The organism is Flagellimonas oceanensis, from assembly GCF_003992595.1.
Classification (GTDB): domain Bacteria; phylum Bacteroidota; class Bacteroidia; order Flavobacteriales; family Flavobacteriaceae; genus Flagellimonas; species Flagellimonas oceanensis.
In genome coordinates this window covers 16,341-42,595 of sequence record NZ_RZNA01000003.1, presented here as the reverse complement: position 1 = coordinate 42,595, position 26,255 = coordinate 16,341, and the positions used below count along the sequence as shown (strand labels likewise).

Genomic DNA, 26,255 nt, shown 5'->3' with positions numbered 1-26,255 from the left:
ATGAAAATATCATTACTCCGGTGGGGCACACTTGTTTGTATACTCCTATTTGCGTATACAGGTACGTCACAGATAAAGAACGACTTTGATGTTCGTTATGAAAACAGGCTCAAAGGTGATCTGACCTTTATTGCCAATAATATAGTGAACAGGGATGAGGGAGGATCTTCTCCTGAAGACCCTTATAACTTGACCGGCGGATCTTCAGAATACAATGATAGGCTCAACATGCAATACATAGATGTTGATGGTGATCCTTCAACATTCAGTTCCAGTAGTGCAACATTGACCGTTCCAGACCCCAGTTGTTCACAGATTAGATACGCTGGACTCTACTGGTCCGCTGTATATAAAGGAAGTGACCGAAGTGATTTTGATCAAGTCAAATTCAGGGTCCCCGGAGGTTCCTATGTGGACTTGACCGCAGATGAAATACTCTTCGATGGTTACAATGACGGGGATTTTGGAAGTTACAGCCCTTATGCCTGTTACAAGGACGTAACCGATATGATAACTGCTTTGGCCAATCCGGATGGCGACTATTTCGTGGCCAATGTAAGGGCTAGTTCGGGCAGTTCCATAACTGGTGGTATTTCAGGTGGATGGACCATGGTGGTCGTCTATGAAAACCCAACCTATCCCGGGAAGTTCATCACAACTTTTGATGGCTATGCAGGTATCAAGTCCGGTGAGACCGTAGATATTCCATTCAGTGGATTCACCACACTTCCCAATCCCTTTCCTGTGAACGCCAAATTAGGGGTAGCCACATTGGAGGGGGACAATAGAATCACAGGAGACCAATTGGCCATAAGGGCCGACAGCAATGGTTCCTTTACGACATTATCCAACACGGAAAATCCATGGAATAACTTTTTCAATAGTAATATTACCATTGAAGGTAATTTAATTACCACCAGAGACCCTAACAGCGTCAACACTTTAGGATGGGACGTGGATCTTTTTACCATTCCCAATCCATCCAATTCCGTTATTCCCAATGATGAAACCGGAGCTACGCTTAGGGCATCATCCACACAGGACAAGTACGACATCTTTTTTACCTCTTTGGATGTAGAGATCATAGAGCCCAAAATAAACCTGGCCAAAACCGTTGAAGATATCGGCGGTAACGATATTACGGGACAAGGTGTACACTTAGGCCAATACTTGGACTATGTGCTCACCTTTGAGAATGTGGGGAATGATGATGCCGTTGGGTACACCATTAGAGATGTTCTTCCCATCAATGTAACATTGGATGAGTCCAGTATCAATATGCCTACGGGGGTTACTTATACCTTTGACCCCGCAACACGGACCATTGTTTTCACCATACCCGATAATATAGTTGAGGAAAGTGATGGCCCTTATAGTATCAGAATGCGGGTACAAGTGGCAGAAAACTGCTTTGATTTTATAGACGCCTGTACCGATATCATTGAAAACTTGGCCTACTCTTCTTACCGTGGCGAACTCAACGATGCGCAAATAACCGATGACCCCAGTGTTTACGACATAGATGGCTGTGGATTTCCCTACCCAGGTGCCACCAACTTCCTTTTGGATGATCTCAGTGCCTGTAACTTCTCACGAACCGTTCAACTTTGCGGTGATGATGTACTATTGGATGCGGGGGATAACTTTGACAATTACGTCTGGTATCGTGACGTGAACGGAAACAACCTTATTGATGTAGGAACGGATACCGTTATCACGGACAGTGATTCCGACAATGATCCAAGTACCATTCTGGTAAGCGAAACAGGAACTTATATTGTCGACAAGCAAGTTGCCGACCCATGTAAGGATTTCCAGGAAATCATTACCGTTGAATTGTTCGGTTCGGTTCAATCCAATCCCATCACAGCATTGATCAACGATACTTCCAACACCATTGATGGAGACATTGAAATATGCCCCAATGATGGTAGCGAGTTGCCCGAAATATTCCTTTGCGGACTCAACGACACCGAACTTATCCAAATAAACATTCCAGATGCCACCAGTATTGTTTGGGAACAATTGGACGAAGCCAGTTGTGGTGCATCTGTTGATGGTTGTGCCAACACCAACGCGGGATGTACGTGGAACACAGTTGACACAGGAAACGACTTCTTGGCCGAAAACACCGGCCAATATAGATTGGTGATCAACTATCAAAATGGGTGTTTCAGTAGATTCTATTTCAATATCTACAAAAACCCATTAGATCCCCAGTACACCTCTAGTGATATTATTTGTGATACCCCAGGTAACATTACGGTAACCAATATGCCATTGACCTATGAGTTCCAACTTGTAGATCAATCTACCGGTAATGTTGTTGTGCCTTACAGCTCCAATCCAAGTTTTGACATTACCAACAATGGTGCCTACATGGTAGAAATGAGACAACAAGGTGTTACTGATGGTTGTGTATTTGTTTTGGACAACATTGGTATTTTGGACAGGGATTTCCAGGTAAATGTTGTTCCTCAAGACACCGACTGCAACGGTTTGGGTGAAATTGCCATTTCCGTACTTAATGTGGAAGCACAATATTATTACGAAATCTCCCAAGGAGGTACTGTGATAGATACCCAAGGACCATCCAACGATAATAACTACACATTTGAAAACCTGAACAGTGGCATATACGATGTCGCTGTAACCACCGATGATGGCTGTGAGTATACGGAACAGGTAACCATTGTCGATACAGAGGATTTGGAATTGACGGCAAGGATTTCCCAGCACATTACCTGTAGGGAAGGAAATATTCTTTTGGACCCCTCTGGAGGAACAACACCCCATTCGTTTGCTATTTGGTCCTATGTGGATGAAGATGGTGTAACCCAAATCTCATATCCTTCGGTAAGTGACATACCAGCATCTGAGTTTACGCAACGAAACATCTGGGATATTTGGGAACCAGGAGACTACACTTTTGTAGTTGTTGACAAAAATAATTGTTACAACTTTTCCAATACAGTAAGCATTGAGTTCAGGCCAGCTGCAGAGTATAACGCAACAACCGTTACAGATGTGGTTTGCTATGGTGATTCCACAGGTTCAATCACATTCAACCTTGTCGATGACAATGGCTATCAATTGACCTATTACCTGTTTGATGCAACCGGATTTGATGAAACAAATTACGATTATGCAAATGCTTTGGCAACAAACGCATCTGGTAACTTCCCAGGATTGACCGATGGTGATTATGTAGTGGTCATCAACCAACGAAAAGGTAGTGCTTCATGTGATTATTTTGAATATTCAAGTATTTCAGCTCCTTCTTTTGCTTTGGATGCAGATGCCGTGTTGACTCAGGAATACACCTGTTTGCAAGATGGAATCATCAATGTTCAAAATGTAATTGGGGGTACTGCACCATACGAATACAGTATAGACGGGGTTAACTTTGGTAGTTCCACTACCTTTAATAACCTTACAGATGGAACTTACACGGTAACCGTTAGGGATGATTTAGGATGTACATTTACAACCAATTCCATTACCATTGATCCTTTGGAACCTCCAACGGATATCGATTTTTCAGCTACAGACCCGCTGTGTCCAACCTTTATTTCCGATATCACTTTATCGGTAACAGGAGGGGAACCGAACTTGGTGTACGAACTTATCTCACCAGCGACAAGTGCTGTAAACAATGGTAACAACAATACATTTACAGGATTGGCTCCCGGAACTTACATGTTCCGAGTAACAGATAATGATGGATGTAGCTATGAAGAAAGTTATACCATTGCTCCAGTAACTGAAATTTCAGTAACCGGGCAGCTCGTAAACAATATTACTTGTTTTGGCAATAGCGATGGCGAACTTCAATACACCGTAAATAATTTTAATTCAGATTACGATTACACCGTTACTGGACCAGACAATTTCTCTGGAACAAACGAGACCAACAGTACCATTTCCCTGACCGGATTGGCCGAAGGAACATACACCATTACCGTAACCGATAATCTTACCAATTGTACGGATACCGCTGATGTGACCATTAATGCGCCACCATCTTTACTTGATGCAACACCAACAATTGTACAACCTACCTGTTTGGCAGATGGTTCAGTGAACATTGTGGCCACAGGTGGATGGGGAAGCTACACCTACGAGATCACTTCCGGTCCCACAGGTTATATTCCTCCTGCTTCACAGAATAATGGCTCATTCAGTGGTTTGACCCTTGGCGGAGACTACAACTACACTGTAACAGATGCCAACGGTTGTGAGTTCACGGATATCTTTACCATAAACGAAGCCGTTGCCCCAGAACTGGAAATTGTTCCCAACGATATTTGTTACGATGACGCCGTGGGATTGACCTTGACAGCCAATGTAATCGCTGGAGGTGATGGAAATTATGAGTACAGCTTAAATGGAGGACCATTTATTACGAACAATGTGTTTTCTGGACTTGCACCAGGAGATTACACAATTGATATTAGGGATGGCAACGGATGTACTGATTCCGAATCCATTACCATAGACCCAGAACTCAGCGTAGTGGCTTCCGCTCCAAACATTACTGCTTGTGAAGCGGACACCGAAATAACCGTTACCGCAGCTGGTGGCGATGGGAACTACGTATATGCCGTGGTTGCGGATGGAGCAACCCCAGCCGATTCCGATTTTGCCCCAACAAACCCTATTACAGGTGTAGTAGCTGGTGATTACGATGTTTATGTACGGGATAATGGTGGAGCTTCAGGATATTGCGAAGCCTCCTATGACATTACCATTGTCCAAGATGATCCGTTGGCTATTACTGTGACCAATACCGATATTCTTTGTAGTGGTGAGTCACAAGCACAAATTACCATTACAGCAAGTGGTGGAGAAGCACCATACACCTATAGTATTGACAATGGTGCAACATATCAGACTTCCAATACATTTTACAACCAACCTGCTGGCAGTTACAATATCCGTGTAAGGGATGCCAACAATTGTGAAGTAACCGAAATATATTCCATTACCGAGCCAATTACCCTTTCAGCCTCTGCTGCAGTTACTGCTTTGGCAGAATGTTATCCAGGTATGGGTGCTGAGGTACGGATTACCAATGCCATCGGGGGTACCGCTCCTTACGAATACAGTTTTGATGGCGGCTCTACCTATGGAGCCAGCTCCATTGGATACCTTTTGCCTGGCACACATACCCTTTACATTAGGGATGCCAATCTATGTACGTATCCTATGTCGGTCACGATCGACCCTGAACCAACCCCTCCCGGTGCAACCGCTTCCGTGGATTATGAATGTGATGGCGAAGGAACTATTACGGTAACACCTGACAGTTCGGATTTTGACTACACCTATGAAATTGATGGTTCGCCAAATACGCCCAACGACTCCAATGTATTTAATGATGTGCCCGTTGGAAACCATACCATAACCATTAATTATCTTAGTAATTCGGCACCATCTCCAAGTATTTTGCTTTCTGAAAACTTCGGAACAGGACCAAATACGAGTATCTCTGAAATAGATCCCGTGTATTGTTACGAGCCTCAAGATGGCAGCACGAGCCTATGTGGTTTTGGTACGGACACCCATATTCAAGATGGGGAGTATTCCGTAACACAGGAAATCATAAACCCTTATGGAACCTGGGAAAGCCCCGATGACCATTCAGGCTTGTCCAATGGTAGGTTCTTGGCCATCAATGTAGGTGGAGTAGCCGGCGTAGGTGGGATTGTGTATCAAAAAACAGACGTTGAAGTGGTGCCCAACAGGGACATTACCGTATCACTTTGGGCATTTAACTTGCTGAGAACAGGGACAAGCGGTGGGGATCCGTCCATAGAAATCCAATTGGTCGATGCAGGAGGAACAGTGATTCAAAGCACAACAACTGGAAGTATCCCAAAAAATACCGGGGTTACCGATTGGCACGACTATAATGTAACGCTTAACCCTGGGTCCAATTCCAATTTGGATATTGTAATCCGTACGAACTCTTCCGTAACAGATGGAAATGATATTGCCATAGATGATATCGAGGCCTATCAGATTCCTGAAGTTTGTGGCGGAGCCATCACATTGGATGTGAATGTTGAGGACGGTCATGCTTTTGATGGGGCCGTTACTTCATTTACCGATCTTACTTGTAACAGTGCTGATGATGGAACCATCACTTTTGAAGTTGAAAACTTTGATTCTGGAATAGGGTTTACCTATCAAGTGGATGGTAATCCAGTGTCCAGCACGCAAACAGCCAGTCCAATTACTATTTCCGGTCTTGCAGCAGGGAATCATACCATTACCCTGGTTGATCTTAGAGATCCCGCATGTTCCGTAGCCTTGAACCAAACCTTGACACAACCCGATGTGGTTGATGTCACAGCATCCGTGACTACGGAACTTACCTGTACCAACGGTGGGGCAACGATTACTGCCACAGCTACCGGAGGTACACCTGCCTATCAATATCAATTGGAGGATACAAGTGCTACGCCCACTATTATTGTAGCATACCAATCTTCAAATGTGTTCTCTGGTCTACCTGCAGGCGATTATGTAATCAGGGCAAGGGATACAAACCTATGCGAGGATACAACGAACATTACCGTAGATCCAGCCGAAGTCATTGCATTTGATCTAGCGCCGATTGTTTGTTATAGTGGAAACAATGACGGAAGTATTCAAGTGGATGTAACCAGCGGAAATGGAAACTATCAGTTCAGTTTAAATGGCGGCGCTTGGATGACTCCTTCGCCCTCAACCGATCTGACATATACATTTAACAACCTAACTGCCGGAACCTATACTATCGATGTTCGAGATCAGTATGGTTGTTCTGTCCAGGATACAGCAACGATAAATCCTGCTTTGAACGCTTCGGCTTTCCTTGATAATGATTTGACCTGTTTGGCAGATGCCACCATTACCGTGACCGCGAACGGCGGTACTGGTTCGTATTCCTACGAATGGTCCAATGATGGAGGAACTACTTATAACACAACAGGGTTCACAGGAAATGTATTCAATACGAACACTGATGGAACCTATATGTTTCGTGTAACCGATTCAGCTGGTTGTACCACTACGACCAACAGTATTGTAGTGACTCCTGCAGATCAACCTGTGATAAGCAATGTTACACCAACTGATATTCTCTGTAATGGGGAAAGTACCGGTGCACTCGACATTGTGATCGATACCTCCGTAGGAGTTCCTCCCTACACCATAAATGTATACGAGACAATTACGGGAATAGACTATTTAACCCAGACCACAGGATTGCCCGCTGGTGACTACCAAGTTACTGTGACCGATGCTAAAGGTTGTGTATCAGACCCATACTCGGTAACAATTTCTGAACCTACAGCAATTTCTCCAAATACATCGCACACTAATCTTACTTGTGTTGCATCAACGACTGAGTTGGGAACAATTACCGTGGATGCTTCTGGAGGAACACCAGACTATATCTATCAGGTATCCAACAACGATTTTAGTGTAAACCTTACTTACGACACCTCAACCGGCACCAATGATCATACCTTCACAGGGCTTGATTTTGGAGATTACACCGTACAAATCACAGATGCCAATGGCTGTCAAAATATATCCACAGTTACTATTACAACGGGTCCGGATATATTGATAACCACTATAGGTGCCGCTGGATGTACTCCGGGCAGTGGAGAAATGACCGTTGAAGCACAAGCTTCAAATGGAACCTTGGGTGTGGGGACTTTTTATTTTGCTGTTTATCCTGCCCCTGCATTTAATGCAGCTGATCCTGCTTGGTTTTCGGAAGACCCTTCACCACCTGCACCGGCCAACTCATACTTGTTTACTGGGTTGACTCCCGGTGTTACCTATACTTTCATAGTATTTGATACTGACACCAACTGTGAATATGTTCAAGAAGCAACGGTTCCAGTAGCGACAAATTCAACTTTGGCACCAACAATAGATGCTTCAACAGATATTTCATGTACCGGCGCCATGGATGGGAGTGTTGACTTTACCGTTTCGGGTTATGGAGGAAACAACGTAAATTATGAGATTTTCTATAATGTAACCAATGTCTCAACAGGAATTACAGGTACAATATCCGGAGTTATGGGCGGTCCAGAAACTGATACTGCATCTGGTTTAAGTCCTGGTGAATACTACATTCTTTTTGAAGAAGCTGATGGCCCAAATGCTGGATGTGTAATTGCCTCAGATCCATTCCTAATTGAACAAGCTCCAACCTTGCTTGAAATATCTGCTGACTCACCGACCAATGCAAATTGTAATCCAGATTCAGGGGTTATTACAGCAACTGCAAGATTTGGCTTGCCCCCATATGAATTCCAATATCTACCGACCACAGATCCAGCTCCGACACCAACATCGAGCGGGTGGACCAGTTCCACTACTGCCACGGTAGATAATGGTGGAAATTATATCGTTTATGTAAAAGATGCCAACGATTGTATTCAAAGTGATACTGTTACAGTTGATGAAGACCCAAGCCCGGAAATATCCATTGCCATTGTCGACGAATGTGTCGATGAAGGCTTGTTTGAAGTAATGGTCACTTTGGATAATCCTGCTGAGGCCATGGCGCCTTTCCAAATCAGTGTAAATGGCGGGGCATTCCAAAACTTTGCTTTTGATGGAAGCGATCAACACCTGATTTCAGGATTGAGCTCAGGCTTGGGTCAGACCATTGAAGTAAGAGACCTGAACGGTTGTATTGATGATGTAACATTCGATATACACCCTCCATTGGAATTTATAGTGACTCAAACCGTTGAATTGGATTGCGAGTTGGGCACTAATGGTAATGCAGAACTTGAAATCGAAGTGATTTCCGGGTCTGGAAATTATGAATACATCATTGATGGACCAGGAACAGCATATGACGAACCAAGAAGTGTACTTACAACCAATCCATTAACTTGGACTGGTGCAGGTGTGGCAGGAAGCTACAATGTTATTGTATTCGATATGGGAACATCACCACCAAACTGTCCCAAAACAATTACAGTGGATGTACCTGAAGCTCCTCACCCTTCCTTTACAACAACCTACACGGATGTAACCTGTAATGGTGTTGATGACGGAACCATTTCCGTTCAAGCAGTGGACAATGGAATAGGTCCGTATACATTTCAAATTATTTCAGCTTCCGATGGTTCCATCAGTACACCGATTGCGCCTTCAAGCTCAACGGCCACAACGGCTACCTTTACAGGACTAGCAGGTTCCACAACAGGTATAACCTATGATATAGAAGTTGTCGCAGCCAATAATTGCGATGATTTAGAATCGGTTACTATAACCGAACCCGAACCGATCGACAACATCGATATTGATGTGGTGGAGTTTGCATGTGCCGTGGGCAACAATCCAAACAACGCCAGCATTACCGTGGATACTTCATCCATAACTGGAGGAAGTGGAACTTATGTTCGTTACGAGTTTATCAACGATGCAGGTTCGGTAGTGGTTCAATCAGGTAGTAATCCTACTTACTTTGAAACCGATACAAATGGAGGAAACTATACCATCAATGTATATGATGACAATGGATGTTTGGGAACAACAACGGCAGTTATTGCTCCTTATGACCAGATAACCGATGCCGTAGCGGCCATCACAAACCCATTGAGCTGTAATCCAGGGATGGATGGGGAAATTACCATTACGGTTACATCGACCTTGGGCGACCCCTCCCGTTTCGAATACAGTATCGACAACGGTTCTTCTTGGCAAAACCCTAATGTATTTGGTGGTTTGGATGCTGGAACCCATAATTTCCTTGTTCGTCATTTGGATACAGGTTGTGTGGTTTCCACTTCTGAAACCATAACCAACCCCAACACATTCAATATTGATGTGAATGTTGTAAGCAATGTCATCTGTTATGGTACGGCCACTGGCGAAGTAACATTTGAGCTTCTGGACGCCACATATGCAGGAGGGTTTAACTGGACCATTTATGATACCAATGGAACACCTACCAACACCGCTGATGATATTCCTGTAACCAACGGAACCTCTGCTACTACAGGGCCAACTGCCCCTATTTCTTTGCCGGCCGGAAGCTATACCGTTGAGGTTTCCCAGGATGCATTCCCGGAATGTACCAATTTGGAAGCCTTCAACATAGCAGGGCCCAATGCGGCAATCACTGGTTCTGCCATTGCTACCGAGATTACTTGTGTGGATGACGGCACTATTGAAGTCCTCGCTTCTGGTGGATGGGGTGGATACACTTACTATGTAGGTGTTGGCGCTCCCGGTACCTACGTATCAAACCCTATTTTCTCTGGACTTACCGCAAATACTTATGAAGTTTGGACAAGAGATACCAGAGGTTGTGAAGAACATATTGATACAATCACTCTTGAAGATCCAGACCCCATATCGGCCACATTGCAAATCAACCAGTCCAACTGTGTGAATTTACAGGGCGAGATTGAAGTAGTGGGCACTACCGGTGGACAAGGAAGCAACTACATGTATCAATTGATCAAGGATGGAAGCAATTTTGGCTCTCCTCAGACCAGTACTATTTTCTCTGGGTTGGGCGCAGGTACATACGAAGTACTGATTACCGATCAGTGGGGCTGTTCCATAACACTTCCGGATAATTTGGAATTGTACAATGCCATGACAGCCAATGCTACCGTGGATAAGACCATTGACTGTACCATGAATCCAGGAGGACAGATCACCATCAACGTAGTTGGTGGCTCTTCCAACTTGCAGTACAGTGTTGAAGATCCATTGGGCAATATTACTATTGATGCAGATGCGGATGGTGTTTTCACAGGTCTTACGGAACCTGGGGAATATATCTTCACCATTACCGATTTGGATACTTCCGAGCCTTGTACCTATGAAGTCCGCCAAACATTGGATGATAAGGTGGATCCCGTATTACAGGATGCAACCATTATCAACGTAAGTTGTGCTGGAGGCAGTGATGGTAGTATCTTGGCCCAACTAGATCCTTCCACTGCGCTTAATCCACCATATCAATACGAATTGATCGGAATAAGTGTAGGTGCTCCAAGCAGACCGCTTCAAGATGAACCATTGTTCGAGAATCTTCCCCAAGGAACTTACCAAGTACGTGTGGTTTCTGATAGGGAGTGTGAGGACATCAAAACCGAAACCGTTGATCAACCCAATCCGTTGGGTGCTACGGCCACGGCCACTGACTTTGTGTGTTCTCCAGGCAACACCGTGAATGAATCGACCATTACCGTAACCCCAAGTGGAGGTACCCCATTTGCAGGTCCCAACCCTTATCTGTACAGTTTTGGGGGGAACAGCTTTACATCGGACAACACTTTTGATGTAGTGGACGATGGAACCGTTCAAACGATCAACTACATTGTTAGGGATGCCAATGGTTGTGAATATCCAGACACTATCACTATTCAACCCTTGAATACCTTTACCTTGGGTATTGCGCAGGATTTTGCCATAACTTGTAACGATCCAGAAAGGGTAAACCTTACCGTTACGGAAAGTAACCCTGGTGATACCTATACATTTGAACTGTTACCTATTGGTAATCCTTATGGATCAATGACAGCTTCAACCATCACAACCGCTACTTTTGAGTTGACCCAAGCCGGTAGTTATACCTTCCGTGCCACTAACGATGTCACAGGATGTTACGTAGAGGAAACCTATACAATTGCTCCATACGACACCATTGACGTTGATGCGGCAGCAACAGGACCAGCTATGTGCTTTGATGATGCAGGAGAATTAACTATAAATGTTTCAGGCTATTCAGGAGATTATGACTATGATGTATATAGAACGGATGGTACACTGATCGTATCTGGAAGCGATAATACTTCTTCTGGTTCGGTAGCCATAACCCACCCAGACCTGAGAGGTGGCAACTATTACGTGGAAATTGTGGGGACCAATGCACCTTTCTGTCCAGCAGTATCAGGTACGGTAACCATTATTTCTCCAAGTGCTGAATTGGGTTACACACCACAAGAAGTAGCAAATGTTACCTGTACCAATGATCAAGGTGAGATTTTGATCAATCCAACAGGGGGCTATGCACCTTATGATATTGTACTGACCAATACGACCACATCACAAGTTTATACCATGAACGATGTATCAAGTTACGTCTTCACGGGATTATCAGCTGGAGTGTACACCGTACGGGTTACCGATGATGGGGGTTGTTATGAAGATAGAGGATTGACTTTGGAAGTACCAGACCCAATCACAGCTGACATTGACGCTGCTCCAATAGATCTATTGTGCTACGGAGATGACAGTGCTTCTGTTTGGGCGGACAATGTTGCCGGAGGAAGTGGTTCTTATAACTACCAGTTGAATTACTATAATCAAACCGGTACAAGCATCATTTTCACGACCGGTTCACAAGGTAGCAATACCTTTAATGGATTGGGTGCTGGAACCTACAGTATTACCGTTACAGATGGTTGGAACTGTAGTGATACCACAGATACCGTAACCATAACAGAACCCACAGAAACAAGTGCCTCGCTTATTCAGTTGAGTGAAATGACCTGTAACGATGATGCCCAGTTGGAATTAACCGCAATAGGAGGTACTGCACCGTATTTCTACAGTACCGATGGAATCAACTTTACAGCGATGGATAGTGGTGATACCCATACTTTCGATGTAGGACCAGGAGCATATCAATACTATGTTCGTGATGCCAATGGTTGTGATGCCATGATATCAAACCAAGTGACTGTTGACGAAGTTCCGGAATTGATGCTGGATATCGATGGGTCCGCGGCCATTATCAACTGTATGGGCGAAGCATCTGCCACCATAATTGCCCAGGCAACAGGTGGATTGGGCAACTACAACTATGAATTGTTCAGCGATGCCGCATTGACCAATTTGATCGATGGTCCACAAACCAATGGAACATTCAATGGATTGCCAGCAGGCGAATACTACGTAAGGGTAACCAGTGAGGACTGTGTTGAGGTATCACCGGTAATCACCATAGTAAATCCAGAGCCATTGGTGGTGGATAGAGAAGAATTTACAGATATTACATGTTCAGGAATGAACGATGGTACTATTACAGTAGAGGTATCGGGTGGAACAGGTGAAATCCTTTACGCCATTTCACCAAATCTAGATCAGTTTGATACGACGAACACATTTACTGATCTAGAACCCGGTATCTATGATGTAATCGCCCAAGATGTGAACGGATGTTTCATAACCTTCCAATTTGAGATCACACAACCAGAACCCATCGTGGCAGAAGCTGTCAACATTATGGACGAAGTATGTTTTGAAAGTGGGGATGGTTCATTCGAATTGCAAATATCCGGAGGAACAGCTCCTTATGAAACCAGTTTGAATTCAAGTGCTGATGGAAACTTTGTCCAAGACCAGTTCATCTTCCAAGACCTGGCAGCAGGAAATCATGTGGTGTTCATCAGGGATGCACAAGGTTGTGAAACCAATGTGATTGTCGAAATAGGACCCGGTGTAAACCTTGCCGCTACCGTAACTCCAATTTATGAGTGTACGGGCAGTGTTCCTGACAATTATTTGGAGATTGAATTGGAGGATGAATCCATAAGGGCCGACCTTATGTACGCTTTGGATTCCACAGATCCAGCGGATATGCAACTATCCGCTGACTTTGGCAATATGACACCAGGTGAACATTATCTTACCATTGCACATGCCAATGGATGTATGACCACCTACGACTTTACCATTGAAGCTTACGAACCACTTACATTGGTTTTGGAAAACAATATTTACAATCAAATAACCGCAATAGCAGCTGGGGGCGTAGAGGAATATACCTACTATTTCAATGATATCGACAACGGAACCGATAACATATACTACATCAGTGAAACCGGTACGTATACGGTAACGGTTATTGATCAGAACGGTTGTGAAGCTACTGCGGAGATATACATGGAGTTCATGGACATTGATTTTCCGAACTTTTTCACTCCAGATGGCGACGGTCGCAACGATATATGGATACCTGACAACATTGAAGGGTTCCCGGACGTACTAATTAAGATTTACGATCGTTATGGTAGAGTAGTGGAAGAGATGACCCGAAACGTCCAAGGTTGGGATGGAAATTACGATGGAAAACCATTACCGACCGGAGACTACTGGTATGTTGTCCGACTCGAAGGAGAACAAGACAACAGAGAGTTTGTAGGTCACTTTACATTATACAGAGAATAACGCTTAACCTACATTACCCCATGTTAAAAAAAGTCTACTCAACTATACTATTGTTTTCCTTGGCATTCGTTGTCAAAGGACAAGAGTTGACCGTACCCCAATTATCCCAATACATAGCCGATAATCCATTTTTGATGTCCCCTACCTATGCAGGTATAGGGGATCATATAAAAGTTCGTTTAAACGGCTTGACGCAGTGGGTAGGTATAGAGGATGCTCCGGATACCCAGACCTTGGCCGCCGATGCAAGGGTAGGAAATAGATCTGGGGTAGGTATGCTTTTATACAACGATAGTAATGGCTACACCAGACAACGAGGGGCACGGGTATCCTTTGCCCACCACTTGACACTGGACTATTACGAGGATGTCTTCCTTTCCTTTGGTATCTCCTATAACTTTAACCAGTTTAGGATAGATGTGGAGGAATTCGAGGAAAACAACGGTCAATTGCCCGCGGATGACAAGGCCACAACCAACCATAACTTCGATCTCGGTGTACTTTATCGCTTCGATAAGTTCTTTTTTAGTTTGAATGCGGGAAACGTACTCAACAAAGATCTATCCAACTTCAATACCGATATTATTACCATTGAACCCAATAAACTCAGAAATTACTATGCTTATACAGGCTATAGCTTTTCCAAGAGCAAGAACAGTAGATTGGAAATAGAGCCTTCTGTATTTTTCCAATGGTTCGAGAGTGATGGCCGTTCCGTTACCGATTTGAACACCAAATTCCGTTTCAGGGATTTTGAAGACTACTATTATGTGGGCCTTACCTATCGTTTTTTGAATGACCAGTTGGGGAGTCCACTCTACATTGCACCCATAGCGGGTCTGAAGAAAAGTAATTTCTATTTTGGGTATTCCTATCAAGTGATAACCAACGAAATCTTAGGCTATAGTACAGGAACCCATGTGCTTACCGTGGGAATGGATCTATTCCAAGGGATAAGTAACTGTAGGTGCATGTATTGATTTAAACCGTTTTACCCTATTTTTGCCCTTTCTTAATACGAGGACTTTGGGCAAAATCAGGTTAAAAAACATTAGAATACATTCCAACCACGGATGTTTAAAGGAAGAAATGCTCATAGGGAGCGATTACAGGGTAGATCTTGAAATTACCGCTGACCTTTCCCAACCTGCCGTTTCGGACCAACTATCCGAAACAGTGGATTATGTCCACTTGAATAATATAATCAAAGAGGAAATGACAGTGCGTTCCAATTTATTGGAACACGTGGCCAAACGCATCATTGACCGTATATTCAAGGAAATCAAGGAAGTAACCGAAGTGGAAGTGGAAGTTTCCAAAATAAACCCACCCATTGGTGGTGATGTAGAGAGTGTTTCGGTGAAACTCGGAATTACTCGATGAACAACCACTTTTAGCAAGTGACCAATGTTAATCTTTTATTATTTTTGTTTGCAACAATACAAACGGCATTGTGGTCGAATTGGATAGACAAAGTCCCGCAAGGATTTTTATGGTGGTTCGAGTCCACCCGATGCCTCAAAGATATGCTTTTATTAAAGTATGCTACATTTTATTTAGATTACTTTTTCCATCTAAAAATTCATAAAATATTTTTAGCTTTGCGATCCAATTGGCATCGTGGCCGAGTGGCTAGGCAGAGCTCTGCAAAAGCTTGTACAGCGGTTCGAATCCGCTCGATGCCTCAAAACCCAGTACAATGTGCTGGGTTTTTTTGTTTTACAGGTTCTCTATCCTTTCAATTTTCTCCTGTATATCAAACTGGTCCTTGGGCAAAAATCCTTTGGTAATCAGTACAATCCCGCAAATAATCAAAACTATGCCCAGGCCTTTTTTAATAAGCACAATACGTTCTTGCGTTAAATAGCGCTTTAATTGCTTTGCCAAAACTATTTTCATCAGATCCGTGGCAAAATAAACAATCAGTACAGTACTGAAGAAAACCATCATTCGATTCGGATTGTTTTCCAAGCTAGGCCCCACAACTATGATCAATCCCAACCAAAAGGCCAATACACCGATATTGATGAAGTTCAAAAGAAAACCTTTTACCAAAAGACCAAGATAAGTTCCCTTGGAAGCCTTGACATTGGACTTTTTCTTTGCCTTTTTCACAAACAGAAAGATTCCGTAGACCAGTAAAATCATTCCCCCGAACACAAAAAGTCCCGGTTCATTGCTCAAATTCTCCAATAACTGAAAACTACTGAAATAGGCAATGAGCAAAAAAACGATATCGGCCAGAATTACACCTATATCCAAACTAACCCCTGCCCTAAAGCCTTTTGTCGCACTTGTTTCCAACAAAACAAAGAAAACGGGGCCAATCATAAAGCTCAACAAAAATCCCAAAGGGATAGCAGCTTGGATATCGTCAATCATTCTTTACTTTACTCTTTTTATTTTTCCACCGAAAAGGGTGTGTTCGTCCATTGTTTTGGGATCCCCATAAACCAGCACCTCACCACCGGCCTTCACATTGGCCTTCACATAGTTTGATGCGAATATTTCCGCAGTTCCTCCAGCATTCACGCTGATGGTGGTAAATTTTGTCTTAAAGGTTCTTCCATTGTAAGTACCACCGGTATTGATGATCACATCCTGGTTATTTGAAAATCCACCGGCAAAAATCTCTCCTCCAGATACCGCTTTGATCAATAGTTGGTCCACTTCACAATTGATTTCGAGTTTTCCACCCTCTTGTGCCTTAAGTTCCAAAACTTCCTGTACATAGGTATCATCGGATGATATTCTTGCATCTTCGTTTACATCTATTACCACCAGTTCTTCCGAATGATATAAATCCACATAGGTTCTGTATCCACTGAATATTTTAATGATTTCCATTCGGATTTTCAAGACACCATCATTATTTACAATGGCCACATTATCGGTATTGGCCCCTGTGACCACCGCTTTGTTCTCATTGGATTTGATAAGATTGATGGAAATTCCATCAAAGCCCTTGACCTGGGTAAACTTTTGCAGGTTTTGGGTTATGGTCGCATCCTGTGCCCCAATAAATTGAAGGGATAGGAATACTATAACAAACGTAATGACTCTCATGTTATAAAAATTTGGTTCTCAATAGGATAACAAATTTTATTCCAAAATAGTATCATTTCTTTTTACCGATCAACGAAAAGTCCAGATGCCGTTTGATCAAATCCGTGTTCTTTACCATCACATATACTTCATCCCCCAGCTGGTACATTCGCTTGGTCCGTTCGCCGACAATCGCATACTGGCGTTCATCAAACACATAATAGTCATCCTTGATGTCCCGGATACGAACCATGCCCTCACATTTGTTCTCCACAATCTCTACATAGATGCCCCATTCGGTAACACCTGAAATCACGCCCAAGAATTCTTGATCCTTATGGTCTTCCATGAACTTGATCTGCATGTACTTTATGGAATCACGTTCCGCATTGGCCGCCAATAGTTCCATATCCGAAGAATGTTTGCACTTTTCCTCGTACAAAGTGGCCTTTGGTGTTTTTTCCTTATCCAAGTAATGCTGCAGCAATCTGTGCACCATCACATCGGGATAACGCCGTATGGGAGAGGTAAAATGCGTGTAGTATTCAAACCCCAATCCATAGTGCCCGATATTCTCCGTGGTATAGATGGCCTTGCTCATACTGCGAATCGCCAAGGTATCCACCAAGTTCTGTTCTTTCTTACCCTTTACGTCCTCCAATAACTGGTTCAGGGACTTATTGATGGTTTTACTGTCCTTAAGGTCGATACTATGTCCAAATCTGGAAATAACCCCGTTGAGGGCCATTAATTTTTCCTCATCGGGCTTGTCGTGCACACGGTACACAAATGTCTTCTTTTGCTTGCCAATAAATTCCGCAACCTTCCTATTGGCCAGGAGCATGAACTCCTCTATCAACTTGTTGGCATCCTTGGCTTCCTTGAAATAGACACCCACGGGTTCATTATCTTCGGACAGATGGAATTTAACCTCGATCTTATCAAAAGAGATGGCCCCAGCATCCATACGGGCCTGTCTCATGATTTTGGCCAATCTATCAAAAGTGAGCACTGCTTGGACAATATCATCAGAAACGGAATAGGCTCCTTCCCTGATGGATATGTCTTTTGGAATCCTGTTCTGCTCCGTTTCAATAATGTGTTGGGCCTCTTCGTAGGCAAAGCGTTCGTTGGAATTAATGGCAGTCCTGCCGAACCATTGTTTTACCAATCTGGCCTTATCGTCCATCTCGAAAACTGCGGAAAACGTATATTTTTCTTCATTCGGTCTCAGTGAACAGGCTTTGTTGGACAGCACTTCAGGCAACATCGGAACCACACGGTCCACCAAATAAACGGATGTGGCACGGTCGTAGGCTTCCCCTTCCAGAACGGTATCGGGCTGCACATAATGCGAAACATCGGCGATATGGATTCCGATTTCATAGTTACCGTTCTCCAATTGTTGAAAGGAAAGTGCATCATCAAAATCCTTGGCATCCTTGGGATCTATGGTAAAGGTCAATACGTCCCGCATATCCCTACGCTTCGCGATTTCCGATTCCTTGATACTGGTATCCAAGGTTTTGGCGAACTGTTCCACTTCATAAGGAAATTCATGCGGCAGACCATACTCGGCCAAAATTGCATGGATCTCCGTATTGTGCTCTCCAGGTCTGCCCAATACCTCCACAATTTCCCCATAAGGAGAATCGGTATCATCGGGCCAATCGCCAAGGTTGACCAATACTTTATCACCATCATTGGCTTTCTTCAATTTTTCAGGCGGTATGAAAATATCAGTGTACATCCTGGAATCGGTAGGTCGAACAAAAGCAAAGCTTTTTTGCTTGTCCACAATACCTACATAAGAAGTCTTTTTCCGTTCGAGCACTTTGGAGATTTCCCCCTCCATTTTCTTGCTCTTCTTTCTAGGTTTTATAAATACCTCTACGGTATCTCCATGAAAAGCCCTATTGAGATTGTTGTTGGATACAAAAATGTCATCCTCCAATTCATCCACTACAATATAGGCATTGCCACTAGTGGTCAAATCAACCCTTCCAGTGTAGTACGTATATTGGGATGCTTTTTTCCGGTACTTGCCCCTTTCGGGCTCCACGATACGTTCGGTGGCTTTTAATTGCCCCAAACGTTTGATCAAAAGGTTTCTATCTTGTGTATCGGTAATACCTAATTTAGAAGCTATTTGCTTGTAATTGAAGGTCTTGGATGGTTCTTTTTCCAGTACGGTGAAAATGCCCTTCGTAATTTCATTCTTTCGCTGACTACCAGCTCTCTTCTTTTTCTTTGACATTAACGTCCTTATTTTTTTGAAAAATACGAATTATAATCCTTGACCAACAAGGAAAGGAAAAGTAATCCAAAACAAAATGAACTTTATCAACAATAATCAATATTATCTTTTTTCTTCCTTTTTAAATTTTATTAAAATGATGATTATGATGGATCGTTGAAATGTGGAATAAAATTTTCATTAAAAAGTTGCTTTGAACGATCCCAATTAGTTGTTCACAATTTGTCAGAAGACAAGAAAATTAAAAATCAACGGATTAGATTTTTTGTCCACGGTTTTTAATAACCGTTATCAACATCAATTTATTGAAAAGTTAATGTGATTTTAATGTTAATTACCCACAAAAAAAGGTTCATATTGGTTGATTAATTTTTAATGGAATATTACCCCAACATTAAATAATAATTTCTACTGATCGATTTTCTTGAAAAACAAAATTTCATTACCATTAGTTTTCTGCAAATAGTTAACAAAAAGGTGTTATTGTTAATTGTTTGTATTTGAACCCAATGCAAAAATCCCTTCATTTTTATAAACAGCATAACATGAAAAGATATTGTACCTTTGTGATGTACCCATTTTAATACAAAACCATGAAAATTGCCATAGGAAACGACCATGCAGGAACCGATTATAAACTTGCTATCATAGGTCTTCTAAAATCCAAGGGAATGGAAGTTGTCAACTATGGTACCGATGGTACCGATAGTGTGGACTATCCGGATTTTACCCATCCAGTTGCCACTGACGTTGCCGAAGGTAAGGTAGATTTTGGAATAGTACTTTGTGGTAGTGGTAATGGCGCTACCATGACAATCAACAAACACCAAAACATTCGCGGTGCCCTTTGCTGGAACAGGGAAATAACCCAATTGGCACGGGAACACAACGATGCCAATATATTGAGTTTGCCCGCACGTTTTATTTCACTTCCGCAGGCATTGGATATGGTGGAGACATTTTTGAATACCGAGTTCCAAGGTGGCAGACACGAACGTAGAATAGAAAAAATTCCTTGTAGATAAGCCCTATGGGTCACCATCATCATCACGGACATTCACATACGCATGCACATCCCGATTTAAAGGGAAGAAACCTTCTTATCTCAATTGTCCTTAACATTGGCATTACCCTGGCCCAAATTATCGGGGGATTGTTATCGGGGAGTCTGGCCTTGTTGTCCGATGCCCTTCACAATTTCAGCGATGTTCTTTCTTTGGTCATTAGTTATGGTGCACAAAGGTTGGGGAAACGCCAGGCATCCAGCCTTAAAACCTTCGGTTATAAACGTGCTGAAATTTTAGCGGCTTTCATAAACGCCGCCACCCTTGTTGTTGTGGCCATTATTTTAATGAAGGAAGCCGTTGAAAGACTGCTGGATCCACGGACCATTGAATCCAATCTTGTGATTTGGTTGGCTCTGATTGCCATTGCAGGAAATGGATTCAGTGTCTTGCTGTTGAAAAAGGATTCCAATCACAACATGAACATGAAATCCGCCTATTTACATCTCCTTACCGATATGATGGCCTCCGTAGCCGTGTTGATAGGTGGTGTTTTGATGAAGTACTTCCAGATTTACTGGGTAGATGCATTGCTTACCATGATTATTGGCGTATACTTGATTTATATGGGATATGACCTTTTAAAGGAATCCACTAAGGTGTTGATGCTTTTTACACCGAAATCCGTGGTTATTCAAGATATTGTGGAATCCATCTGTACTATAGAACCCGTAAAAAATGTGCACCATGTACATATTTGGCAATTGAATGAAGAAGAGGTTCATTTGGAAGCCCACATCGATTTTAAAAATGACATCCGATTGTCAGAATTTGACGAAATCCTTGAAAAAATAGAGGAGCATGTCTACCACAAGCACGGTATCAACCACGTGAACATACAGCCGGAGTTTGATAAATGCGATTCCAAAAGTGTAATAGTCCAAGATTAATGCAGGTATCCGTTAAAACTTTTGATGAGCTGTCCACTGATGAGCTGTACCAAATACTAAGACTCCGTAGTGAAGTTTTTGTAGTGGAACAGGATTGTGTGTACCAAGATGTGGACAACAAGGACCAAAAAGCACTACACGTCATCGGAAGTAAAGATGGCGATGTGGTTGCATATACCCGAATCTTTAAACCTGGGGACTATTTTAAAAATACAAGTATTGGAAGGGTAGTGGTAAGCCAAGACCAACGTAAATATGGTTTGGGTAAAGAGATTATGCAAGCCTCACTGACTGCTATAGACCAAAGGTTTCCGAATCAACCCATTGAAATTTCTGCACAATGTTATCTGTTGAAGTTTTATACCGACCTTGGTTTTAACGCCTTTGGCGAAGAATATTTGGAAGATGGAATTCCCCATAGAAGAATGTTGAAAGAGTAGTTTAAACCAACTTTTTCGCCACACCAAAGCGCTCCAAATAGTCAAGTTTAAGAACGAGGTTTACTGGTTTTTCCGCTTTGTTTTGGGTAGAAAAAAAGAGGTAACCCTCAGCTTTTGAGTTTAATTGCTCTAATATCCATTTGCCGTGTACATTTTAGTTTTCCGAAATGATATGTTCCAGACATGTTCTGGATAATCCTTTTTTGTCCAACAGAAAAATCAGTTTCTCCCGATTTACAAAAGTGATATTACAACTTGTGAACTCATCTTTTTCGTCAGAAAAAATACTGGTGATCAAGGCATAAAACTGTGTTTTTTTGGAAGCATCGAACAACCAGCCCTGTTTTTGAACCCCTTTTTTGATAAAATAGTTCAAAGGCAAATGTGGGCAAGCTTTCGTTGATGTAATGCAGTTGAGCTTTTTCATCCAGAAAAAATTGCTTTCCCGATTGCTTATCCCTTAGGATAAAATCAATGCCTTGCAATTGTTTTTTAAGAAGGGAAACACGTTCAAAGGTGTAATTCTTCAAGTGTTTTTGATAATAAAAATCCAATAAGGAGGTCAGTTGTTTTTCTTTGGATAGATCAGCTTTGAAATTGCTTTTCAAGTTGGGATATTTTCTGGAACAAGGATGTACCAACCCGTTCCACAATACCCACTACCAGAGCGTTACCCATAAAAAAGGCACGTTTGGCATCTGAAATGCCCTCCAATTTTGTGTGATTTTCCGGAAACATGTTCAACCGTTCCAATTCAACAGGTAAAAGTCTTCGCAGCCCCTTGGAGGTTTGGACTACGTGCTTAAACCGGGATGGGGACTTGCCGCCCTCTCCGGTTATAATGGTTCTGGAAGGTTGATCAAGGGCATCGGGAAAAACCATGCTGCCCTCACTGTAATTGTATTCAAAACCAGCTTTGGTCTTGCGTATTTCTTTTTTGGAGCCTTTTAAATATTCCCATTTGGGCAAATCATTGACATCTATATAATATTCAGGTGGTATGTCATCTGCCATCAGAATATCCGATAAAAGGATTCTTTTACCATCGTAGGAAGGTGTTGTTTTAAGGGTTGAAACCTTCCCATCTACACAAATACCCGTGTTCAAAAATGGGGAAAGCCCTTTTTCAGGATTAAAATTATCAGATACGGATACTAAATCCTCGTCCAATTCAAATTCAATCGGTTTTTCAGACGTTTGGGCCACAGGAAAGGCATCACAAAAGGTTCCGTCTCTGAGTATCCAGTCAATCGACTCGGATTCTAGGAGTTTTTTATATAGCTCTGAACCTTTAAAATACGCCAGAAAAAAAACGCGCCTTCGTCGCTGTGGCATTCCATACTCAGACGCATTTATTACGCGCCATTCCACAGCATAGCCTAAATCCGATAAACTGCGGAGCATCACGGCAAAATCTCTTCCGCGTTGATTCGACGGCGATTTTAAAAGACGATCTACGTTTTCTAAAAAAAGATATTTCGGTTTTTTCTTTTTCTCGGACAAAATCCGATGGATGGACCACCACAAAACCCCTTTTTTTCCGATGAGTCCTTTGGAATTTTTCAAAGATGTGGCCACGGAATAGTCTTGGCAGGGAAAGCCGCCTACCAGCATATCAAAATCTGGAATTTCCTCAGTAGCAACAGTTTCAATATTTGCGTTGGAATGATTTTCAGCACCAAAACGAGCTTCATAGACCAAAGAAGCATGCTGCATTTTGGTGGAAGGTTCCCATTGATTGCTCCATACAACGGAATATTTGCCCGTATTTTCCAATCCGAGACGGAAGCCGCCCACACCGGCAAAAAGTTCACAGACCTTGAGTTGTTGCATGCCCAAAAATAGGATTTATTCTTGCTTTTACGATTTTAAATATGGGCACCGAAAACGGTTTGGTAAAACGAGAAGACAAAAACAGCCGAAAAAATAAAGGCCACCACCATAAATAAAATGTTCAGGAAGCGGTTTTTTTCCTTTTTTGATGGTTCTTACTGAGATAATGGAGGCATCTTTGGTAATAATGGAACTGCTTTTTCGGTTTCTCAAAATACAGAAAGACTGAGAAAAACAATTCTTCATCAGGTTGTAAAGCCAAAACAGAAGAACAATCCCAACCAAGGTCAGGGTTAAAATCGTGTAGGTCATTTTCTGGTTTTTCAGTTAAGTTAGCACCTTGCTATGTAAATTTTTTGCTAAACTTGACGGTTACCGTATTTGAATTGATAGATGACCTATATGAGTTGGTTGAAGGTTTTTTTTATTTTAAAATATCGGCATATTTTGTTGCATCGGCCAACAACTCTTTGGCGGTAAGAATGGCCTCATCGTTACCTAAATAGTATTTGTAAAGCCCATCACGATAAAAGTATCGGGTAATGATTTCGTCCTCAAGGTTCTTTTTGATTTCATTTTCAAAGGTATCCAAAGCCTCAATTTTACCCCTGTTTACAGCGAACAGAAGGTCTTTGTACTTTTCTTGGACTTCTGAACCCAATAACGTATCATCACTATTGATGGTCTCTTCCAACACCTTTTCTGTTTTGGTCTGGTAGGAGAAATTCTGGTCTTTGGCATAGGTCTTAAAAGCACTGTAGTCCGCGTCGGAAAATTTGAAGTTGTCCACAGAATCAAAACTGTGATCGTAGAAATATTCCGTTGCAAAATCAAAAACAATATTGTTTTCTTCCAGAGCTTCAATCAAGGAATTGGTCTTTAGGGATTCAATGGTTATATCGGGCATTACACCACCACCATCCCAGACTTTGCGGCCATTTCTAGTGGTAAATTCATTGAATGTTGTGTTTCGAACTGCATTGCCTTCTTCATCACGGTTCCAGTAATCCAACGATTGGATGCACCTTCCTGATGGGGTGTAATATCTGGAAATGGTCACTTTCAATTGGGTGCCATACGTCAATTTCAAAGGACGTTGCACCAATCCCTTGCCAAAACTTCTGGCCCCGATAATTACGGCACGATCTAAATCTTGCAGTCCGCCCGAAACAATCTCACTCGCAGAGGCGCTTTTTCCATTGATTAGGACGACCAAGGGAATCTCTTCATCCTCGGGTTTGTTTCTGGTCTTATATTCTTGATTGAATTTTTTGACCTTGGATTTCGTTGTTACAATCAATTCGCCCTTGGGCACGAACAGATTGGTCACGTTAATGGCTTCTGATAGGAGTCCTCCTGGATTTCCACGGAGGTCCAACACCAATCTTTCCGCACCACGACCTTTAAGGTCTTGCATGGCCGATTTCGTTTGTTTGGAAGCTTTCCTGTTGAAGCGGGACAATACGATGTATCCTGTTTTGTCATCGATCATATCATAGAAAGGAACCGCATCAACCTCTACACCTTCACGTGTGATGGTTGCGGTTTTGGTGGCTCCTTGCCTTAAAAAAGTAACTTCGACGGAAGAATTATTGGCGCCTTTTAGCAATTCCCCTGCATTATCGTCAAAATCGGCCACTAAGGTCTCCCCGATCTTGATAATCTCATCCCCTGCCTTAAGGCCTGCCTTATCCGCAGCATATCCTTCATACGGTTCCACGACCACTAATTTGTTCTCATATGAACGTACCAAGGCTCCTATCCCTGAATATTCACCGGAATTATTGATTTTGTAAGATTCCACATCCTGCTCGTTCAAAAACTGGGTATAGGGATCTAACTCACCCAACATATTTTTTATGGCGGAATCCATCAGCTCAGCGGGATTGGTCTCGTCCACGTAGTTCATGTTGAGTTCCTTGAACAGGGTAGTAAAGATTTCTATCTGTTTGGCAATCTCAAAAAAGTCGCTTTTAAAACTACTGGCACCTACCAGAACGGCCACGGCCAAAATGGGAATCAAAACCTGTTTTTTAATCAATCTTTTCATCGGATTCTATATTTATAAAGGCATGTAACAGCTTTTTCATTGCTGTATCCACTTCATTGAACGTTGGTGTCTTCTTGCCAAGGTATAAAAATATGAACGCAAAATTTCCCTCAATGTTGTTAAAAATCAAGGGCTTGTTGAGCCTGTACGCCTCTCGCAGCAACCTTTTGATACGGTTACGGTCCACTGCTGTTTTAAAGCGTTTTTTGGGAGCGACTACTGCAACCTTGACCTGCGTGCCATCATCAAAATGGGTGGGTAGATAAATAAGTTTGATAGGAAATTCCTTAAGGGCTTTACCTTCGGTAAAAAGGGCTTCGAATAGTTTTTTATTGGTAAGCTTCTCTTTTTTGGGGAAGGAAAAATCAGAATTAACCCCCTTCGAGAAATTTAGGGGTGTTTTTTCTGTTTCAAAACCAGGCTTTTCACGTTGCATTTCAGATATAACTCCTTTGAAAAGGT

Annotated in this window: 13 protein-coding genes and 2 tRNA genes; 8 read left to right on the top strand and 7 right to left on the bottom strand. The window is 42.5% G+C overall.

The window, feature by feature from the left end; translation table 11 throughout:
- The 5 genes from EO132_RS00215 to EO132_RS00200 all read left to right on the top strand — a co-directional run bounded on the left by EO132_RS00215 (position 1) and on the right by EO132_RS00200 (position 15,899).
- Positions 1-14,214 carry a T9SS type B sorting domain-containing protein gene (locus EO132_RS00215; protein ID WP_127136033.1) on the top strand — a complete coding sequence of 4,738 codons (14,214 nt, stop codon included), beginning with the start codon at positions 1-3 and terminating at the stop codon, positions 14,212-14,214.
- 20 nt (positions 14,215-14,234) lie between these two features.
- Positions 14,235-15,194, top strand: coding sequence for a PorP/SprF family type IX secretion system membrane protein (locus tag EO132_RS00210; protein WP_127136032.1), 960 nt, complete (start codon positions 14,235-14,237; stop codon positions 15,192-15,194).
- 46 nt (positions 15,195-15,240) lie between these two features.
- A complete protein-coding gene (gene folB, locus EO132_RS00205) occupies positions 15,241-15,597 on the top strand; it encodes a dihydroneopterin aldolase (protein ID WP_127136031.1) in 357 nt (118 codons plus the stop codon).
- 64 nt (positions 15,598-15,661) lie between these two features.
- Positions 15,662-15,733 (top strand) — tRNA-Cys (locus EO132_RS19115).
- A gap of 95 nt (positions 15,734-15,828) precedes the next feature.
- Positions 15,829-15,899 (top strand) — tRNA-Cys (locus EO132_RS00200).
- 34 nt (positions 15,900-15,933) lie between these two features.
- Here EO132_RS00200 and EO132_RS00195 read toward each other — a convergent pair.
- The 3 genes from EO132_RS00195 to rnr are packed head-to-tail and all read right to left on the bottom strand — an operon-like array spanning position 15,934 to position 19,516.
- Positions 15,934-16,596, bottom strand: coding sequence for a LysE family translocator (locus EO132_RS00195; protein ID WP_127136030.1), 663 nt, complete (start codon positions 16,594-16,596; stop codon positions 15,934-15,936).
- A 3-nt stretch (positions 16,597-16,599) separates the two neighbouring features.
- Positions 16,600-17,280: a head GIN domain-containing protein gene (locus EO132_RS00190; RefSeq protein WP_127136029.1), complete on the bottom strand. Its 681-nt coding sequence runs from the start codon at positions 17,278-17,280 to the stop codon at positions 16,600-16,602.
- A 52-nt stretch (positions 17,281-17,332) separates the two neighbouring features.
- Positions 17,333-19,516, bottom strand: coding sequence for a ribonuclease R (gene rnr / locus EO132_RS00185; protein ID WP_127136028.1), 2,184 nt, complete (start codon positions 19,514-19,516; stop codon positions 17,333-17,335).
- 593 nt (positions 19,517-20,109) lie between these two features.
- On the opposite strand from rnr, the gene EO132_RS00180 reads away from it, so the two are divergent.
- Genes EO132_RS00180 through EO132_RS00170 form a run of 3 tightly spaced genes read left to right on the top strand, consistent with a single transcriptional unit; the run spans position 20,110 to position 21,910 of the window.
- Positions 20,110-20,541 carry an RpiB/LacA/LacB family sugar-phosphate isomerase gene (locus tag EO132_RS00180; RefSeq protein ID WP_127136027.1) on the top strand — a complete coding sequence of 144 codons (432 nt, stop codon included), beginning with the start codon at positions 20,110-20,112 and terminating at the stop codon, positions 20,539-20,541.
- Positions 20,542-20,546: 5 nt separating this feature from the next.
- Entirely contained in the window at positions 20,547-21,470 is a 924-nt protein-coding gene (locus tag EO132_RS00175) for a cation diffusion facilitator family transporter (RefSeq protein ID WP_127136026.1), read from the top strand.
- On the top strand, positions 21,470-21,910 hold the full coding sequence (locus tag EO132_RS00170; RefSeq protein ID WP_127136025.1) for a GNAT family N-acetyltransferase: 441 nt from the start codon (positions 21,470-21,472) through the stop codon (positions 21,908-21,910). The genes EO132_RS00175 and EO132_RS00170 overlap by 1 nt, the downstream gene beginning before the upstream one ends.
- Positions 21,911-22,064: 154 nt before the next feature.
- On the opposite strand, the gene EO132_RS19500 is transcribed toward EO132_RS00170, so the two are convergent.
- The 4 genes from EO132_RS19500 to rnpA form a co-directional block, all read right to left on the bottom strand.
- Complete coding sequence (locus EO132_RS19500; protein ID WP_235856345.1) at positions 22,065-22,337, bottom strand: hypothetical protein; 273 nt, start codon at positions 22,335-22,337, stop codon at positions 22,065-22,067.
- A 158-nt stretch (positions 22,338-22,495) separates the two neighbouring features.
- Positions 22,496-23,743, bottom strand: a complete 1,248-nt coding sequence (gene dcm / locus EO132_RS00160; protein WP_127136024.1) for a DNA (cytosine-5-)-methyltransferase — start codon at positions 23,741-23,743, stop codon at positions 22,496-22,498.
- 424 nt (positions 23,744-24,167) lie between these two features.
- Positions 24,168-25,793 (bottom strand): S41 family peptidase, encoded by a 1,626-nt coding sequence (locus EO132_RS00155; protein WP_127136023.1) that lies wholly within the window; start codon positions 25,791-25,793, stop codon positions 24,168-24,170.
- Positions 25,777-26,229, bottom strand: coding sequence for a ribonuclease P protein component (gene rnpA / locus EO132_RS00150; protein ID WP_127136022.1), 453 nt, complete (start codon positions 26,227-26,229; stop codon positions 25,777-25,779). The genes EO132_RS00155 and rnpA overlap by 17 nt, the downstream gene beginning before the upstream one ends.
- Positions 26,230-26,255 lie beyond the last annotated feature (26 nt).

Bases quoted from the DNA above. Each gene is read 5' to 3' on its own strand.
- dcm (WP_127136024.1), bottom strand. From the start codon at position 23,743: ATGCAACAACTCAAGGTCTGTGAACTTTTTGCCGGTGTGGGCGGCTTC.
- EO132_RS19500 (WP_235856345.1), bottom strand. From the start codon at position 22,337: ATGAAAAAGCTCAACTGCATTACATCAACGAAAGCTTGCCCACATTTG.
- EO132_RS00170 (WP_127136025.1), top strand. From the start codon at position 21,470: ATGCAGGTATCCGTTAAAACTTTTGATGAGCTGTCCACTGATGAGCTG.
- EO132_RS00175 (WP_127136026.1), top strand. From the start codon at position 20,547: ATGGGTCACCATCATCATCACGGACATTCACATACGCATGCACATCCC.
- EO132_RS00210 (WP_127136032.1), top strand. From the start codon at position 14,235: ATGTTAAAAAAAGTCTACTCAACTATACTATTGTTTTCCTTGGCATTC.
- rnr (WP_127136028.1), bottom strand. From the start codon at position 19,516: ATGTCAAAGAAAAAGAAGAGAGCTGGTAGTCAGCGAAAGAATGAAATT.
- EO132_RS00155 (WP_127136023.1), bottom strand. From the start codon at position 25,793: ATGAAAAGATTGATTAAAAAACAGGTTTTGATTCCCATTTTGGCCGTG.
- EO132_RS00215 (WP_127136033.1), top strand. From the start codon at position 1: ATGAAAATATCATTACTCCGGTGGGGCACACTTGTTTGTATACTCCTA.
- EO132_RS00190 (WP_127136029.1), bottom strand. From the start codon at position 17,280: ATGAGAGTCATTACGTTTGTTATAGTATTCCTATCCCTTCAATTTATT.
- EO132_RS00180 (WP_127136027.1), top strand. From the start codon at position 20,110: ATGAAAATTGCCATAGGAAACGACCATGCAGGAACCGATTATAAACTT.
- EO132_RS00195 (WP_127136030.1), bottom strand. From the start codon at position 16,596: ATGATTGACGATATCCAAGCTGCTATCCCTTTGGGATTTTTGTTGAGC.
- rnpA (WP_127136022.1), bottom strand. From the start codon at position 26,229: ATGCAACGTGAAAAGCCTGGTTTTGAAACAGAAAAAACACCCCTAAAT.